Origin of the sequence: Micromonospora sp. NPDC047557 (assembly GCF_043205095.1) — a bacterium.
GTDB lineage: Bacteria > Actinomycetota > Actinomycetes > Mycobacteriales > Micromonosporaceae > Micromonospora.
The window spans coordinates 23,991-36,394 of the sequence record NZ_JBIDDK010000009.1; the positions used below are offsets into that span (position 1 = coordinate 23,991).

Annotated in this window: 13 protein-coding genes; 10 read left to right on the plus strand and 3 right to left on the minus strand. The window is 69.1% G+C overall.

Going from position 1 to position 12,404, the window contains the following annotated elements; genetic code table 11:
• Nucleotides 1–122 precede the first annotated feature (122 nt).
• The 4 genes from ACGGAQ_RS20960 (at nucleotide 123) to ACGGAQ_RS20975 (ending at nucleotide 4,073) form a co-directional block, all read left to right on the plus strand.
• Nucleotides 123–1,358 (plus strand): low temperature requirement protein A, encoded by a 1,236-nt coding sequence (locus ACGGAQ_RS20960; RefSeq protein WP_393051667.1) that lies wholly within the window; start codon nucleotides 123–125, stop codon nucleotides 1,356–1,358.
• Nucleotides 1,359–1,699: 341 nt separating this feature from the next.
• On the plus strand, nucleotides 1,700–1,999 hold the full coding sequence (locus ACGGAQ_RS20965) for a hypothetical protein (RefSeq protein WP_387183032.1): 300 nt from the start codon (nucleotides 1,700–1,702) through the stop codon (nucleotides 1,997–1,999).
• A 75-nt stretch (nucleotides 2,000–2,074) separates the two neighbouring features.
• Nucleotides 2,075–2,632: a hypothetical protein gene (locus ACGGAQ_RS20970; RefSeq protein WP_393051669.1), complete on the plus strand. Its 558-nt coding sequence runs from the start codon at nucleotides 2,075–2,077 to the stop codon at nucleotides 2,630–2,632.
• 1 nt (nucleotide 2,633) lies between these two features.
• A complete protein-coding gene (locus ACGGAQ_RS20975; protein ID WP_393051671.1) occupies nucleotides 2,634–4,073 on the plus strand; it encodes a dihydrolipoyl dehydrogenase family protein in 1,440 nt (479 codons plus the stop codon).
• Nucleotides 4,074–4,165: 92 nt separating this feature from the next.
• Here ACGGAQ_RS20975 and ACGGAQ_RS20980 read toward each other — a convergent pair whose 3' ends face one another.
• Nucleotides 4,166–4,774, minus strand: a complete 609-nt coding sequence (locus ACGGAQ_RS20980) for a TetR/AcrR family transcriptional regulator (protein ID WP_393051673.1) — start codon at nucleotides 4,772–4,774, stop codon at nucleotides 4,166–4,168.
• Nucleotides 4,775–5,051: 277 nt separating this feature from the next.
• Between ACGGAQ_RS20980 and ACGGAQ_RS20985 the strand changes: the two genes are divergently transcribed.
• Nucleotides 5,052–5,792, plus strand: coding sequence for an alpha/beta fold hydrolase (locus tag ACGGAQ_RS20985; protein WP_393052044.1), 741 nt, complete (start codon nucleotides 5,052–5,054; stop codon nucleotides 5,790–5,792).
• Between the two features lie 36 nt (nucleotides 5,793–5,828).
• A complete protein-coding gene (locus ACGGAQ_RS20990) occupies nucleotides 5,829–6,212 on the plus strand; it encodes a hypothetical protein (RefSeq protein ID WP_393051674.1) in 384 nt (127 codons plus the stop codon).
• A 15-nt stretch (nucleotides 6,213–6,227) separates the two neighbouring features.
• On the opposite strand, the gene ACGGAQ_RS20995 is transcribed toward ACGGAQ_RS20990, so the two are convergent.
• A complete protein-coding gene (locus ACGGAQ_RS20995) occupies nucleotides 6,228–6,542 on the minus strand; it encodes a hypothetical protein (protein ID WP_393051676.1) in 315 nt (104 codons plus the stop codon).
• A 295-nt stretch (nucleotides 6,543–6,837) separates the two neighbouring features.
• On the opposite strand from ACGGAQ_RS20995, the gene ACGGAQ_RS21000 reads away from it, so the two are divergent.
• The 4 genes from ACGGAQ_RS21000 to ACGGAQ_RS21015 all read left to right on the plus strand — a co-directional run bounded on the left by ACGGAQ_RS21000 (nucleotide 6,838) and on the right by ACGGAQ_RS21015 (nucleotide 10,454).
• Entirely contained in the window at nucleotides 6,838–7,464 is a 627-nt protein-coding gene (locus ACGGAQ_RS21000) for a DUF642 domain-containing protein (RefSeq protein WP_393051677.1), read from the plus strand.
• A 77-nt stretch (nucleotides 7,465–7,541) separates the two neighbouring features.
• A complete protein-coding gene (locus ACGGAQ_RS21005; protein ID WP_393051679.1) occupies nucleotides 7,542–8,321 on the plus strand; it encodes an MBL fold metallo-hydrolase in 780 nt (259 codons plus the stop codon).
• Nucleotides 8,318–9,214, plus strand: coding sequence for an NAD(P)-dependent oxidoreductase (locus ACGGAQ_RS21010; RefSeq protein WP_393051681.1), 897 nt, complete (start codon nucleotides 8,318–8,320; stop codon nucleotides 9,212–9,214). The genes ACGGAQ_RS21005 and ACGGAQ_RS21010 overlap by 4 nt, the downstream gene beginning before the upstream one ends.
• A 58-nt stretch (nucleotides 9,215–9,272) precedes the next feature.
• Nucleotides 9,273–10,454, plus strand: a complete 1,182-nt coding sequence (locus ACGGAQ_RS21015) for a MalY/PatB family protein (RefSeq protein WP_393051682.1) — start codon at nucleotides 9,273–9,275, stop codon at nucleotides 10,452–10,454.
• 36 nt (nucleotides 10,455–10,490) lie between these two features.
• Here the strand turns inward: ACGGAQ_RS21015 and ACGGAQ_RS21020 are convergent, their stop codons facing one another.
• Nucleotides 10,491–12,338 carry a glycoside hydrolase family 15 protein gene (locus ACGGAQ_RS21020; RefSeq protein WP_393051684.1) on the minus strand — a complete coding sequence of 616 codons (1,848 nt, stop codon included), beginning with the start codon at nucleotides 12,336–12,338 and terminating at the stop codon, nucleotides 10,491–10,493.
• Nucleotides 12,339–12,404 lie beyond the last annotated feature (66 nt).

The following is a 12,404-nucleotide window of genomic DNA, read 5'->3' on the forward strand; positions in this document are numbered from 1 at the left end:
CAGCGATTTCACCTTTCCGAACGACTCCTGCGCGCGCCAGGCATCGTTGCGGCGCGATGAGGGCGGACGCAACTCCTCTGGCGACCGGCTCGTTGGTGACACGGGGCGGACGGAGGCGGACGATGGCGGCGGGTCGGGGTGCCGAGCTGCTGCGCCCTCCCACCAGTTCGGGCCGTGCCACCTTCCTGGAGCTGTTCTTCGATCTGGCCTTCGTCGTGGCCCTCACCAGGGTCTCGCAACGATTCGCCAGCTTGAGCGATGACACTGGCTGGGCGCTCGTCACCGGGTTCGGACGTACCCTCCTGCTCTTTCTGGCGCTCTGGCTGATCTGGTCGCACACCGCCTGGATCACCAGTCGCTACGAGCCAGAGCAACCGATCATTCAAGCCGTCGTGGTCGGCACCATGTTCGCCGGCCTGATCATGGCGGTGACGTTGCCACGCGCCATGGAGGAGCGAGCGCTGCCGTTCACGGCCGCGTACCTGATGGTGATGGTGGTGCGGCCACTGGTGATCGCCGCCGCGCTGCGTGGCCACCCGCGACGACTGGTGCCGATCCGACTTGCCGTGTGGGCCTCGGCAAGCGCGCCGCTGTGGCTGGTCGGCGCGCTGGGCCCGGACCGACTCCGCCTGCCGCTGTGGGCTGTCGCACTCGCCGTCGACTACCTCGCCTGGGCCCTGGGCTGGCCGCTGCCGTGGCTCGGCGCATCGAGGGTGGGCCGCTGGCGGATCGCGGGTACGCATCTTGCCGACCGTTACCAGCAGATGTTTCTCATCGCACTCGGTGAGTCGATTCTGGTCATCGGCGTCGTCTTTGACGGGACGGACTATTCCACCGGGCGGGCAGCCGCCTTCGCGGTCGCGTTCGCCACCAGCGCGCTGCTCTGGCGGATCTACTTCCACTGCGCCGGTCTGCTGCTGACCGATGCGCTGGACCGGGCGGCCATGCCCGGCCGGCTGGGCGCGGTGTCGGAACGGACGCATCTGCTGATCGTGCTCAGCGTGCTCGTCACGGGGGTCGGCTACGAGCTGGTGATTGATCATCCGTTCGGGCAGCCGCGGCCCAGTTGGCTGCTGTTCGTGGTGGGCGGTCCGATGCTCTTCCTCGTCGCCCGTATGCGGCTGGAGTACGAGATCTTCGGCCGGGTTTCCCGACCCCCCATGATCGGATTGGTGGCCCTGCTGCTGTTCACGCCGGCGTTGGCCCGTTGGACGCCGATGGCCGGGCTGAGCGTGGTGGCGGGAGTGCTGGCCCTGGTCGCGCTACTCGACGCGCTGCGGAGCCGGGGGCAGCCGCTGGAGGTTCCCACCTCGCCGATCGGACGGGAGACGTCCGGAGATCGCGACTCCGAGGCGTGACGCGGCGGTCCTGCGCACCTGCTGCGCGGGCGGAACCACGTGGCGAGGACGGCGGCTGACGCGATCTCCGTGTCCAACACCGCCACGGCCGAAGCGGAGGCAAGGCGGTCGATCGCCGCGATGACCCGTGTCGCCGGGTAATCGCCCGGCGAGGCACGCACCGGGCGCGGATGTCGCACCGGCGCTGCTGTGACGGGTAGTGGCGAGCCCCGCTCGATCAATGTGCCCAGATAGAACGGTCGGTCTTGACGGCAGAAGTGTCGGTCGGTACGGTTCTCAGGGACAGAACGTTCGTTCCACCCGGCGCAGTCGGGTGCGCGGCTGTCCTGAAGGAGAGCGCCATGCCTACCAAGATCACCCTCGTTATCGGTAATCCCGCCGACCCTGCCGAGTTCGAGAAGGTCTACGCCGACGTGCGCCGGGCCGCGGAGACATTCCCGAAGGTTCAGCGGGTCGAGTCGGCCAAGGTGTGGCCGAAGGAAGACGGCACGCCTACTCCCGCGTACCGGACGCTCGACCTGTACTTCGCCAGCTACGAGGACGCCTCCGCCGCGGTCGCGACGCCCGCTGCCGGCGCCGTCTTCGGTGGGCTCCAGGGCGCTCAGGTGGAGATCACGGGGCTGTTCTCCAACATCGAGTAGCACCGCCGTCCCGTCCCGGCGGTGGCCCGCACCCGCTGGGCGTCCCTCCGCTCCGGAATCACCGAGAGGATGACCATGACCACCCTTGCCGATCCCGGCATCTCGACGACGGCCGCTGCCTTGCGGCGGTTGTATTTCGGTCGCTTCGCCTTCGCAATCGTCTGGGCTGCCGTGACGTTTCCACTCGCCCAGCACCTCAACCCCCTCACCGTCGCGCTGCTCGTGCTCTACCCGCTGTTCGACGTGGCCGCCGCCATCGTCGATGTCCGCGCATCGCGGGCCACCGGATCGCCCACCCTGCTGTACGTGAACGTCGCGATCAGCCTGCTCGCCGCGGTGGGCCTGGGCATCGCCGGCGCGTCCGGCATCCCGGCGGTCCTGCGCGTCTGGGGCGCCTGGGCGGTCGTGGCCGGGCTGGTTCAGCTGATCGTGGGCGTCACCCGCCGCAAGATGGGTGGCCAGTGGCCGATGATCATTAGCGGTGGCATCTCCGTCATTGCCGGTGGATCGTTCTTCGCGGCTGCCTCCGCGGACAACCCGGCGCTGACCAACGCGATCGGCTACGCCATCCCCGGCGCTATCTTCTTCCTCATCGCAGCCATCCGCCTCGGCCGCGCCGCGAAGGGGAGCTGACGTGCAGAACGCCACGTACGACGTCATTGTCATCGGCGCGGGGCCGGTGGGGGAGAACGTCGCCGACCGCGTCGTGCGGGGCGGCCTGACCGCCGCGATCGTCGAGCGGGAACTGGTGGGTGGTGAGTGCTCGTACTGGGCCTGCATGCCGACCAAGGCGTTGCTGCGCAGCCAGACGGCGCTCCGGGCGGCTCGTCAGCTGCCCGGAGCGCGCGAGGCGGTGACCGGCGATCTGGACGCGGCGGCCGTGCTGCGCCGCCGGGACTCCTTCGCCTCGCACTGGAAGGACGACGGCCAGGTGTCCTGGCTGAACTCGGCGGGGATCGCGCTGTATCGGGGCCAGGGGCGGATCAGCTCCGACCGGAGCGTCGAGGTGACCAGCGCGGACGGCGCCCCGACCTCGCTCACCGCCCGACACGCGGTCGTCATCGCGACCGGAAGTAGCGCGCTGGTGCCGGACATCGCCGGTCTGCATGAGGCGGCGCCGTGGACCAGCCGTGAGGCCGCCGCCGCGAGCGAGGTTCCCGGCCGGCTGGCCATCATCGGTGGTGGCGTGGTGGCCGCGGAGATGGCGACGGCGTACGCCGGCCTCGGATCGTCGGTGACGGTCCTCGCGCGGGACGGAGTGCTCACGCTGGCGGAGCCGTTCGTCGGCGAGCGGGTCACGCAGTCCCTGCGAGAAGCCGGCGTGTCCGTCCAACTCGGTGCCGAGGCCACCTCGGTGAGCCGCGACGCCGACGGCACGGTGCACATCACCCTCACCGACGGCGACCAGGTCGAGGCCGACGAAATCCTCGTTGCGATCGGCCGTACGCCGAACACGCACGACGTCGGCCTCGACCGGATCGGCCTGAAGCCGGGCGCCTGGCTCACGGTCGACGACACCCTGCGAGTGGTCGACGGTGCCGGCGCGTTGATCGGCGACGGATGGCTGTACGCGGCCGGGGACGTCAACCGGCGGGTGCTCCTGACCCACCAGGGCAAGTACCAGGCTCGAGCGGTGGGCGACGTGATCGTGGCGCGGGCCAGGGGCGAAGCGCCAGACGAACGCCCGTGGGGTCGGCACGTCGCCACCGCCGACGCGCGCGCCGTGCCGCAGGTCGTCTTTACCGACCCGGAGGTCGCGTCGGTGGGGCTGACCGCAGCCGCCGCCGAGGCCGCCGGGCTGCGGACCCGGGTCGTCGACTACGACCTGGCCGCCGTCGCCGGGTCCGCGCTGCATGCCGACGGCTACCAGGGGCATGCCCGGATGGTCGTGGACGAGGACCGGCGGGTCATCGTCGGCTTCACCCTCGTCGGCCCGGACGTCGCGGAACTGCTTCATGCCGCGACGATCGCCGTCGTCGGTGAGGTCCCCCTGGAGCGGCTGTGGCACGCCGTTCCCGCGTACCCGACCGTCAGCGAGGTCTGGCTACGTCTGCTCGAGGCGTACGGCCGCTGACCCGAGCCGTTCGGCCGTGCTCGCCAAGCTGGGTCATCCCCTCACCCGGGGGTGGCCCAGCTCGACGTCGTGCGGCAACGGTCGCGCGAGGACTAACGGGCCGACTCTGCCGACTGACGCTCCGAGTTGATCCTGAGGAGTCCTTCGACACCGCGCAGGAAGGTCTCGGACACCAACGTGGGGTCGGAAAGGCATCCGGCTGCCATGGCGCCGTCCCGGAGCATGACGAAGTGGCGTGCCGCGGGATCCGCCGTTTCTTCGTGGACCTGTGCCATGAGCATGGTGATGGTGTCCAGGAACCATTGCCGGTGGGCCGTGAGTTCTTGGTGCACGGGATGGTTCGTGTCGGGGTACTCCGCTGCGGCGTTCAGGAACGCGCACCCGCGGAACCCGGGGGACTGGATGTTCTGAGCGATGGAACCCGCGATGGCCAGGAGTGGATCGACCGGCGATCGGTTGGCGGCGACGGCCTCGTCGACCATGCCGCGCTCCAGCTGATGCACCTCACGTAGGTAGGCCAGGATGAGGTCGTCCTTGCTGGGGAAGTGCCGGTAGAACGTGGCCCTGGTCACCTTCGCCTCGGCGATGATCCGGTCGACGCCGACGGAGTGAATGCCTTCCGCGTAGAAGATTCTGATCGCCGTGCGGAGGAGCCTGAGTCGTGCCTCAGAGGGCCGGGCATCGGGTTCGTCGCGCGTCATCCCACCATCTTAGCGATAGAACGTTCGGTCTGATCTGTGCCTGCGATATTGGACGAGGCGCTCCGTTCGTCGATCCCACTGACGGCGGCCTTGTCGATGCGGGATTCTGGGTGCGGCAAGCCGGAGCCGGGATCGCGGGCTGATGCGTATTGCCGGGGAAATGCTCCGTTGACCGTCCTTGTCGACCCGGTCTGCGTATCGCAGGCGGTGGGCGGTGAGGCCTCTCGAAGGACTCCAGATGAGCGATGCTTCTGACAGGTCGGCCCAGGAAACAGAAATGCCGACAGTGGTGCTGGTCCACGGGGCATTCGCCGGCTGTTCGAGTTGGAATGGAGTGATCGCCAATCTCAAACGTCGGGGTTACCCGGTCATCGCCGTCGCCAACCCGCTGCGCGGTGTGCAGAAGGACGCCGCTTACGTACGGGCTCTGCTGGACAGCCTGCCCGGACCTGTCGTGATGGCCGCGCATTCCTACGGCGGGCTGGTCATGACCGAGGCCGCGGCCGGCGCCCCCAACGTCAAGGCCCTGGTGTACGTCGCCAGCGTGAGCCCGGACGTGGGCGAGAGTGTGATTGGTCTGCTCAGCAAATTCCCCGGAAGTCAGCTCGCCACCAGCATCAACATGGTGCCGATCCCCTCCGACGACGGCGGCATGACCATGGATCAGTACATCGTGCAGGAAAAGTTCCCCGAGGTGTTCGCCGCCGACGTTGACCTCAGCGTCGCCGAGATCATGGCGGCAGCGCAGCGGCCCCCCTCGGCGGGCGCGCAGGAGGAGGGCGTGACCAAGGCCGCCTGGAAGTCGATCCCCTCCTGGGCGCTGATCACCACTCAGGACCGGGGCATTCCGGCAGACCTGCAACGCTTCCTGGCCGACCGAGCGGGGTCCACGACGGTGGAGATCGCCGCGTCCCACGCGGTGGCCGTCTCGCAACCCGACGCGGTCGCAGACCTCATCGACACCGCGGCCCGCGCCACCGCACGCTCGATGCAGTTGTCCAAGAGTCGTCAACGTTGATGAGGGCTTGCGGAAGCGGCGGCCCGGAACGAGACGGTGCCGAACCTGAGCGTCCGCGGCTGCGATGATGTTTCGGTGAATCAGGCAGCAGGATGGGACCGCATGGTCGAGGGCGCTCGTGTTCGTTTCCTGGCCGGCCAGGACGACGAGCCTGAGACTGTCGACAATATCGATGCGCAGCTCCAGCTTGCTGACGGCACCCTTCGTTACGCCACATTCATGACGACTGATGAGATCGGCCGTACCCTGCAACGGTGGGCTAGGACCGGCGAGGTTGGTGGCGGCCGTTACTTCTGGTGCTCCGACGTGGTCATCGTGCCAAGGCCCGGTGTCGAGGCGATGGTGGCGGCCCTGGAAGAGATGCTCCGATCTGGTGACCTCGATGTGATGCTCAACAAGATGGACGACGGCGTGACCTAGCTGAGTGACCAACAGCTACCGAGGCTGCGGGCCGATAGACGGCGCGAGATCCGCGGCGACGAAGATCGCGCCCAGCAGAAACCAGCCGGGTGTGCCCCAGGTGACGATCAGAGTGGTGCGGAGGAGTGGGCCCAGCACGCGTGCAACCGCAGTGCCGGCACCGAAGAAGCCCTGGTACTGGCCCTGACGCCCGGCGGGTGCCAGTCCAAAGCTGATCTCCCAGGAGCCCGATGCCTGCATCATCTCGCCGACGACCTGCAGACCGGCGGCCAGGAGCAGGACAGCGGCGGCCTGCCAGGGCGCCGTGTCGACGCCGGAGAGGGCGAACACGGCGCACGAGGCGAACATCGTCAGGGCCAATGACTGCTCAGGGTCCCGTCGCCCGGTCATTCGACGGACGCCGGAAGTCGGACGGCAAGGGCGCTGGGGCATGCGGATGTCAAGGCCCCTCCGCTGCTCAATCGGTGTCAGATTTTGGTCGACTGTCAGGAAATGAACGACCTTGCCAGCCTTTGCGGCATCACCGTAATGTCACTGACAGGCATCGATTTATTCACCGCCGGTGGTCGATCCGCCAGAAAGTCCCGGCACCGCCCCGGCCGGTCTCCGCGTCGGAAGGACAAGCATGGCAACGACACGTCCGCGTGCCCGTCGTACGACAATCGGAGTGGCGCTGGCGGCGGGCCTGTCAGCCCTGCTGACCGCCCTCACGGCGAGTCCGGCCGCGGCCGCCTTCGTCTTCGCCGACGGTTTTGAGAATCCGGAGATCGCTGGCGACTTCACGGAGTATGCCGCCGGCCAGCAGTTCGGCCCGTGGACCGTCACCACCGGCACCGTCGGTCTGACCCGCGACTGGCAGGCCGCGGAAGGTGACCAGTCACTCGACCTCAACGGGTTCAGCCCGGGCGCGGTCGCTCATACGCTGCCCACGAAGCTGCTCACCACCTATCGAGTGAGCTACGCCCTCGCCGGCAACCCCGACAACGGTCCCCTCATCGCGACGGGCAAGGTCACGGCCAACGGCCAGGTCATCGACAGTTTCTCCTTCGACACCACCGGCCACACGCCATCGGCCATGGGGTACGTGCGCAGAACTGTCTATTTCACCAACGTCCTGTCCGCCACCACGGTCCTGCAGTTCGCCAGCACCACGCCGGATGCCTTCGGCCCGGTCATCGACGACGTACGGGTCGAGAGCTGCCTGCTTGTCATCTGCCCCGCCGGCGCGGCCACGGCCGTCCGAGTCGCCTAGCTTGAGGTTGGGGTCGGCCACTGCACGCTCGAACGCGCAGGCCGGACAGGTGGCTGGCGGTCTGGCACTCTGTGCGGATGCGACGGGTCACCGTGCTGGGCTCCTCTGGCGCCTTCCCCGAGCCGGGCCGTGCCTGTAGCGGTTTCGCGGTGGACTGGGACGGCTACCGCCTGGTGCTCGACCTGGGCTACGCCACGCTGCCGCGGCTGCTCGGGCACTGGCCAGACGGTGCGGTCGACGCTGTCGTCATCACCCATGAGCATCCCGATCACTGCGTCGACCTGCACGGGCTGTTTCGGATGCGGTTCTACGGATCCTCTGCTGAACCACGGCTGGCGTTGTACTGCCCGCCGGGTGTGCTCGACCGAATCAGTGCCCTGGAGCCGGACGTCGACCTGCACGCGGTCTTCGACCTGCATCCGCTGCCCGGCACCTACCGGGTGGGACCCTTCGACCTGACCGGACTGTCCCTCCCGCACCACGTGCCCAACACGGGCATTCGGATCGAGGCCGACGGGACAGCGGTGGCCTACTCCGGGGATACCGGCCCGACCCCCGTGCTGGCCGAGCTCGGCCGCGACGCCGATCTGTTCATCGTCGAGGCCACCGACCGCGACGGCGAGACCGACCGACCCACCCGCCATCTGATGACCTCCACCGAGGCCGGTCAGTGGGCTCGCCGGGCGGGGGCCCGCCGACTGCTGCTCACCCACTTCTGGCCGGGCAACGACCGGGCAGCCGCAGTGGCCGCCGCACAGCTGGAGTTCGACGGGCCTGTGCTGGCGGCCGAGGAAGGCCTCACCGTCATGCTCGGCACACCAGATCGGACGACGACGGGAAGCAGGGAGCCGGGATGAGTGCTCGTACGGCGGGATTCATCGGGCTCGGCATCATGGGCGTGCCCATGGCGACGAACCTCGTCAACGCGGGCGTCGACGTGGTCGTCTGGGCACGTACGCCCGGGCCCGTCGCGGAACTCGTCGCCGCCGGAGCGCGCGCGGCCGACGACCTCCCGGGAGTGTTCGACGCGGCTGAGACGGTCATCCTGATGCTGCGCGACGAGGCGGCCGTCGACGCCGTGCTCGGGCGGGGGACTGACGAGTTCATCCGCCGCGTACGCGGACACACGGTCGTCCAGATGGGCACCTTCACGACCGCGTACTCAGAGGCGCTCGCCGTGGAGGTCAGCGAATCCGGCGGACGGTACGTCGAGGCTCCGGTGTCGGGGTCTCGCGGACCCGCCACGGAGGGAACGCTCGTGGCCATGCTCGCCGGCAACGACGAAGCGATCGAGCATGTCGAGCCGCTCATCGACGCGATGTGCGCGCAGCGCTTCCGTTGTGGCGCGGTGCCGGCGGCACTGTCGATGAAGCTCGCCGTCAACACGTTCCTGATCACCATGGTGACGGGCCTGGCCGAGACGTTCCATTTCGCGGCGCAGACCGGCGCGGACACGGGGGTGCTGCGGGCCGTACTCGAATCCGGGCCGATGTCCTCCGTCGTCTCCCGGGGTAAGGCTCTGAAGCTCACCGAAGGTGATCTCGCCCCCCAGGCGGCGATCGCCGACGTCCTCAAGAACGCCCGCCTCATCGAAGACGCCGCGGTCGCCACGGGCACGGCGCATCCCCTCATCCGGGCGAGCCGGGAGCTGTATCAGGAGGCGGTCGACAACGGCCAGGGCGCGATCGACATGATCGGCGTTATCACCGCTCTCGAGGCACGAACGAAGTCGACGCGCGACGGCGCGTAGGTCGTCGCACCGTGAAAGGTGTCCGGCGCGCTGCGGGCTCGCCGAATAGGCTTCGGCCATGAGTGGCGTGCTGAACCCTCCGCGCGACGCGGTGAATCCCCTTTGTCAGCTCACGATCGACCAGCTCCGGCAACGGACGAGCCTCAAGTGGCGGGAGTACCCCGACGACGTGCTGCCGCTCTGGGTGGCCGAGATGGACGTGCCGCTGGCCGAGCCGGTGGCCACCGCGATCACCGACGCCGTCGCGCGCGGCGACACCGGTTACACCGCCGGCACGGCGTACCCGCAGGCGCTGGCGGAGTTTGTCCGGCGGCGGTGGGGTTGGGACGGGCTGGCGGTGGAACGCACGGCGCTGGTGCCCGACGTGATGCACGGCGTCGTCGAGGCGTTGCGGCTGGTCACCGAGCCGGGGGACGCGGTGGTCGTCAACTGCCCGGTCTACCCACCGTTCTACGAGTTCGTGGCGCACGCCGGCCGCCGGATCGTGGAGGCGCCGCTCGGCGGGGACCTGCGGATCGATCTCGGCACGCTTGAGGACGCGTTCCGGCAGGCGCGTTCCGGTGGGCGGCCGGCGGCGTACCTGCTGTGCAGCCCGCACAACCCGACGGGTGTCCTGCACACCGCGGACGAGTTGGCCGCCGTCGCCCAGCTGGCCCAGCGGCACGGGGTGCGGGTGATCGCCGACGAGATCCACGCTCCGGTGGTGCTCGGTGGAGCGCGCTTCGTGCCGTACCTCTCGGTGCCGGGCGCCGAGACCGGCCTGTCGCTGATGTCCGCCTCCAAGGGGTGGAACCTGGCCGGCCTGCGCGCTGCGCTGCTGATCGCCGGCCCGGCCGCGGCGGGAGACCTCGCCCGCGTGCCGTTCGAGGCCAGCGTCAGCACCAGCCACCTCGGCGTGATCGCCCACACCGCCGCCTTCCGCGACGGCGGCGAGTGGCTCGACGCCCTGCTGACCGGCCTGGACGACAACCGGCGGCTCCTCGCGGCGCTGCTCGCCGAGCATCTGCCCGCCATCCGCTACGACCCCGGTCAGGCCACCTATCTCGCCTGGCTCGACTGCCGCGCCCTGGGCCTCGGTGACGACCCCGCGGCCGTGTTCCTCGACCGCGGCCGGGTGGCGCTCAACTCCGGTACGGCCTTCGGCACCGGGGGCGGCGGTCACGTCCGGCTGAATCTGGCCACCGCGCCGGAGCTGATAACCGAGGCGGTACGCCGAATGGCCCTCGCCGTCGGGGGGTAGGCCACGCCCGACGCGGCCGACCGGAGGGTGCCCGTGCTACCGGCGGTTGCGGGCCTCGGCCTCGGTGTCGAGCAGGTCGTTGAGTGTCAGCGCGGAGTTGATCAGCGACAGGTGGCTGAACGCCTGGGGATAGTTGCCGATCTGCTCCCCGGTCACGGCGATCTCCTCGGCGTAGAGGCCGAGGTGGTTGCTGAAGGTGAACATCTTCTCGAACGTGAGTCGGGCGTCGTCGAGGCGACCGGACCGGGCCAGCGCCTCGACGTACCAGAAGGTGCACATGTTGAAGGTGCCCTCATGGCCGGGGAGACCGTCGGGGGAGTGGACCGGGTCGTACCGGTGGACCAGGCTGTCGGAGACCAGGTCGCGTTCGATCGCCTCCAGGGTGGACTGCCACATTGGGTCGCTCGGCGTGACGAAACCGACCGACGGCATGGCGAGCAGCGCCGCGTCCAGCACGCTCTCGTCGTACGCCTGCACGAAGGTGCCGTGCTCCCGGTTGTATCCGCGGGCCATGACCTGGTCGTAGATCCGGTTGCGCTGCTCGGTCCAGCAGGTCATGTCCCCGGGCCGGCCGGTGCGGGTGGCCAGCCGGATGGCCCGGTCCAGCGCCACCCAGGACATCACCCGCCCGAAGGTGTAGTTGCGGGGGTGGTGGCGGCTCTCCCAGATGCCGGCGTCGCGCTGGTCCCAGTTGTGGCAGAGCCAGTCGACGAGCCGGACGGTGCTCTTCCACACCTGGTGCGAGACGCGGATGCCCTGTTCGTCGGCGAGGTGCATGGCGTAGAGCGCCTCGCCGTGGATGTCGAGCTGAAGCTGGTCGGCGGCGCCGTTGCCGATCCGCACCGGCCGCGAGCCGCGGTAGCCCTCCAGGTGATCGAGAACCTCCTCGTGCAGGTCGGAGGAGCCGTCCACCCGGTACATGATCTTCAGCGGATCCTGGTGGTCGCCGGCTTCACGGATCCGTTCGTCCAGCCAGGTCATGTACCGGCTGACCTCCTCGGTGAAGCCGAGCCCGAGCAGCGCGTGCACCGAGAACGACGTGTCGCGCACCCAGGTGTAGCGGTAGTCCCAGTTGCGGGTTCCGCCGACCAGCTCGGGCAGCGCCGCCGTGGGCGCGGCGATCATCGCGCCGGTCGGGGCGTACGTCATGAGTTTCAACGTGATGGCGGAGCGCTCGACCATCTCCCGCCACCGGCCGGTGTAGCGGGAGCGTTCGACCCAGCGCCGCCAGTAGTCCCGGGTCCACTCGAACATGCCCTGGATCTCTTCCGCCGGGATGACGCGCGGCTCGGTGCCGGCGGTCTCCAGGACCACCCCGCCGGTGTCGCCCTCGTTCAGGGTGCCGAACCCGACGAGGTCGCCGCCCTCGAGGCGAATCTCGCCGCGTTCGGAGATCAACCGGCCCGTGGGGTCCACCGGGTTGAACGTCAGCGTCGCCGACCGGCTGCGAAAGACGTAGCCGTTGCGGTGGCGCTCCAGCTGATGCGCTTCCCGGGCGTAGTCGAACCGCGGCCGGCACTCCACGCGGAAGCGCATGCTGCCGCGGACCATGGTGACGATGCGGACTAGGCGATGCGCGTCGGTGACCCGCTCGCCGGTCACCGGCATGAAGTCCATCACCTCGGCCACGCCGTCCGCGCTGATGAACCGGGTGATCAGGATGGGCGTGCCGGGGAGGTAGAGCTGTTTGGTGACGTACCGGACGTCGTGTGGCGCGATGCGGAAGTAGCCGCCCTTGTCCTTGTCCAGCAGGCCCGCGAAGATGCTCGGCGAGTCGAAGCGCGGCGCGCAGAACCAGTCGACCGTGCCGTCACACGTCACCAGCGCGGCGGTTTGCAGGTCGCCGATGAGTCCGTGATCCTCGATCGCCGGATAGCTGTCCACGTCTCTCCCCGGTTCGGCTGCGTCCTGCGCATCGAACCTAGGGCGAGAACTGTGGGCTCAGGCGAG